Origin of the sequence: Actinomycetospora lutea, from assembly GCF_028737205.1 — a bacterium.
Taxonomy (GTDB): domain Bacteria; phylum Actinomycetota; class Actinomycetes; order Mycobacteriales; family Pseudonocardiaceae; genus Actinomycetospora; species Actinomycetospora lutea.
The window spans coordinates 1-1,097 of sequence record NZ_JAQZAL010000102.1 but is presented as its reverse complement, the minus strand read 5'-3'; the positions used below and the strand labels follow the sequence as shown (position 1 = coordinate 1,097).

The 1,097-nt window shown below is 71.2% G+C and carries 1 protein-coding gene; it reads right to left on the bottom strand.

From position 1 onward, the window contains the following. Positions 1-20: 20 nt before the first annotated feature. Positions 21-983 (bottom strand): IS481 family transposase, encoded by a 963-nt coding sequence (locus tag PHK61_RS31840; protein ID WP_274285047.1) that lies wholly within the window; start codon positions 981-983, stop codon positions 21-23. Positions 984-1,097: the final 114 nt, after the last annotated feature.

The following is a 1,097-nucleotide window of genomic DNA, read 5'->3' as shown; positions in this document are numbered from 1 at the left end:
TGTCGTGACCCGGCACGTTGTCAGCAGGCGAGTCGGGTGATCGGTGGGTGGCCGCCGAGGGCGCAGTGGGCTCGGCGAGTGTTGTAGTCGGTGACCCAGGAGTCCAGGGCAGCGAGGCGTTGCTGGTTGCTGGTCCAGGGTCGGGCGTAGGCGAACTCGGTGAGCAGGGTGCGGTTGAGCCGCTCGGCCTTTCCGTTCGTCCAGGGGTGGCCGGGCTGGATGAATCGGCGCCGGATGCCCAGGCCGACGCAGACCGCGGTCCAGGTCGATCCGTGGCGGTAGGTCATCGCGTTGTCGGTGAGCACTCGCTCGATGCGCACTCCGTGCTGGTGGAACCAGGTCGCGGCACGGTGCAGGAACCCCGCGCAGGTGGGGTCTTTCTCGTCGGGGTGGGCCTCGATGTAGGCGATGCGGGAGTGGTCGTCGATCGCGACGTGGAGGTAGTCGTAGCCGATGGGGGTCTTCTTGTGGCGGTGGGCGACGGTGGCGTCGCGGCCGTGCAGGCGCCAACCGCCGCCTTCGGGGACCCGGCCGAGCTTCTTGACATCGACATGGACCAGCTCACCGGGCCGGTCGCGCTCGTAGCGGGGCCCGCCGCGGCGACGCCGGACCGGTTCGCCGGTGATCGGGTCGATCGCCGCCAGCGCCGGCACGTGATGGCGAGCCAGGATGCGTCCGACGGTGGAGGCGACCAGCCCGAGCTCGCCGGCCAGGAACACCGCCCCGCGGTGGCGGTCGGCGCGTAGCGCCAGCACCTGGGCCTCGACCTCGGGATCGGTGCGCCGCGGGGTGGTGTGCGGGCGCGAGGAGCGGTCCTCGAGCCCCGCGGGCCCCTCGGTCTGGTGGCGCTCGATCCACTTCTTGACCGTGCCGCGAGAGACCCCGAGCTGTTCAGCGATACGGGCCTGGGGCCAGCCGGCCTGGTGGCGCTCGACGATCAACAGGCGGGCATGCACGGTCAGACGGGCATTACGGTGCGACACCGAGGGCCTCCGGTGGTGCGGGCGGATGCTTCAGACACACCCACCTCGCCCCGGAGGCCCTCCCTCGATCAACCCGACACGCCGCCGCACACAACGTCTCGGGTCACGACAGCT